At 51.3% G+C, this 2,885-nt stretch carries 1 protein-coding gene and 1 pseudogene; both read left to right on the top strand.

From position 1 onward, the window contains the following. The first annotated feature begins 593 nt into the window (after positions 1-593). Positions 594-2,164 (top strand): annotated as a pseudogene (locus NH344_RS18015) (IS3 family transposase). 165 nt (positions 2,165-2,329) lie between these two features. Further along, on the top strand, positions 2,330-2,773 hold the full coding sequence (locus tag NH344_RS18020; protein ID WP_253028278.1) for an aminopeptidase P family N-terminal domain-containing protein: 444 nt from the start codon (positions 2,330-2,332) through the stop codon (positions 2,771-2,773). Positions 2,774-2,885: the final 112 nt, after the last annotated feature.

Consider the following 2,885-nt stretch of genomic DNA (forward strand, 5'->3'; position numbering starts at 1 on the left):
GTGCGGCGACTGGCGCGGAACTTTATGTTGGGCATGGCACTGTCTGGGTGAATGGCGATAATGGCTATATTGCCATGCAGGTCAGTGGGTTAGAAGTGCTTCCGGGGGCCGGTCTCACGGATTCAGGTAATAGAGAGCATTAAATTTACGCTGTATAAAATTAAATATGATCAGAGTGAAGTAATTACTGCTATTAAGGCCTGAGTTCAAGCATTGGTTGAATTCAGGAGCACAGTGTCTTTGGTTTTCAGTACGCCTGACTAATATCATAGGAACTCGTCGATTGGGGTTTTATAGCCTCAACCTTTTCTGAGTAGCGGTTTAGCTTGCCAACGACTTTATGTTGGCTAAGTTCGTGACCTATCTGAGATCTTTTCCCTTGGTAAATATTGGCAGTGTCAGATCTATGGTTTTCCTCTTAAATAATACGTAAGAGTTTGAATTAAGACAGCATTTTATCCGCTAATAGTCGCATTTACACTAGTTATTGGTACTAGGTGTTGATGCTGGTCATATTCCCCCCTCTGTCAGCCTAGTTGTCCGGTTGGCGATATCGCCTAAATCTAATCCAGAGGGAGCGGCATGGAGTCCTTGTGCCACGTTATTCTGCAGAGCGTAAAGCAGCCGTCCTGAAGAAGTTGTTACCACCCCATAATCACAGTGTGGCATCGGTAGCGACAGAGGAAGGCATCTCTGACGCGACGCTGTATAGTTGGTTAAAACAGTGTCGAGTAAAAGGAGTGCCTGTGCCGGGTTACACCCCAGGCGACAGTGAATGGTCGCCCGACGCCAAGCTAGCCGTGGTCATCGAAACCGCCACCCTGTCAGAGGCAGAGCTTGGCGCTTACTGTCGCGAAAAAGGCCTTTATCCCGAGCAAATTCAGCAGTGGAAAGCGGCTTGCCTCGAAGGCGCTGGTCGGCAAGAAGACCAGGAAAAAGCGGCGCAAAAGCAGCGTAAAGAAGACCGTAAGACCATCAAGCAACTCAAAGCGGAAGTGCGGCGCAAAGACAAGGTAGTGGCTGAGACGACGTCGTTACTGGTGCTCTCAAAAAAGCTCGAAGCCTTGTACAGCGAAGATCCCGACAGCGGCGAGGACGACTAACGCCGCTCGACGAACGTGCAAGGCTCATCGCGCTATTTGACGAAGCGGTTGTGGATGGCGCGTCTCGTTATAAAGCCGCTGAGATTATCAACGTGAATGAACGCACACTGAAACGTTGGCGATCTGAGTGTGGCGCTGTTGTTGAGGATCAGCGTCATCACGTGGTGCAAGGCAGGCAGCCGCATCAGCTAACGCATGAGGAAGAGCAAGCCATTTTGAACACTTGTCATCGTCCCGAGTATCAGAGCTTGCCGCCGTCTCAAATCGTGCCTTTGCTGGCAGACAACGGCGTCTATCTGGCCTCCGAATCGTCGTTTTACCGGGTTTTGAAAAAGCATCACCAGCAGCACCCTCGTGGCCGTATGAAACCACGCCGTCCAGTGCCCGCGCCGACCAGTTTTACGGCAACAGGGCCAAACCAGGTCTGGAGTTGGGACATTAGCTTCTGCGCCTCCGTTGTGCGAGGCCAGCACTGGTATCTCTACCTGATCATGGATATCTACAGCCGCAAAATCATCGCCTGGGAAGTTCACGACACCGAATCGGGCGAGCTGGCTAAACAATTACTGGAACGCGCTTTGCTGCGAGAAGGTTGCTGGCATCAACCACCGGTACTGCACTCAGATAACGGGGCGCCGATGACGTCCTATACGCTCAAAGCGAGGTTAACCGAACTGGGGATGTTGATGTCTTACAGTCGCCCGAGAGTAAGCAACGACAACCCTTACTCGGAATCGCTGTTCCGTACCGTCAAATATTGCCCAGCGTGGCCCACCAAGGGCTTTGCATCGCTGAGCGCGGTACGAGAATGGATGTTGGTGTTCGAGCGGGCTTACAACGAACAGCACCTTCACAGTGGCATCCAATATGTCACGCCAGCTGATCGACATCGTGGTGTTGATCGAAAACGCCTTGAACGCCGTAAAGCGGTTTATGAAAGTGCTAAGCGTCGGTATCCGAAACGCTGGTCGGGCAGCACCCGAAACTGGGAGGTCACTGGTTCAGTGTCGCTTAACCCAGGGAAAGTGCAGGAAATCGAGCGTAATAAAAAGGCTGCTTAAGCGCAGCCATTTGGACAACTGGGTTGAAAATCACCGATTCATTCCTACTAGCAGAAAAGAGCGCGTTTTAATGAACCTGATAAAAAAGGCGCTGTGGCACGGATAATTCAGATACCGTCCAAGCTGGTAAAGCGATTCCAATGAATTAAGAGTGGAGATAACAATATGCAACTGCCGTCACTAATCGAAATCCCCAATGGTGAAAAGGTGATACCGACCTTCTCGGATAGCGAAATGAAGGATCGGTTGGCGCGTCTGCGCGACTACATGGCGAAGGAAAATATCGAAGCGGTGGTATTGACGTCATACCATAACATTAACTACTTCAGCGACTTTGTTTACTGTAAGTTTGGTCGTGACTATGGCCTGGTCGTCACTCAAGATCGCTTTACTACCGTGACCGCCAATATTGACGGCGGCCAGCCCTTCCGCCGCAATCACTTGGGCGGCAATATCGTCTATACGGACTGGCAGAAAGATAACTTCTTTAAGGCCGTAAAGCAGCTCTGCGCAGGCAACCGTCGCGTTGGTGTTGAGTTCGACCATATGACGCTGCAGAACCAGCAGAAGCTGTTGGCCGTTCTAGGTGACGTGAACCTGAATCCGTGAGACCGCCCCCCGGAAGCACTTCTAACCCACTGACCTGCATGGCAATATAGCCATTATCGCCATTCACCCAGACAGTGCCATGCCCAACATAAAGTTCCGCGCCAGTCGCCGC

The organism is Halomonas sp. Ps84H-12 (assembly GCF_024124725.1).
In the GTDB taxonomy this organism is placed as follows: domain Bacteria; phylum Pseudomonadota; class Gammaproteobacteria; order Pseudomonadales; family Halomonadaceae; genus Vreelandella; species Vreelandella aquamarina.

Bases quoted from the DNA above. Each gene is read 5' to 3' on its own strand.
- NH344_RS18020 (WP_253028278.1), top strand. From the start codon at position 2,330: ATGCAACTGCCGTCACTAATCGAAATCCCCAATGGTGAAAAGGTGATA.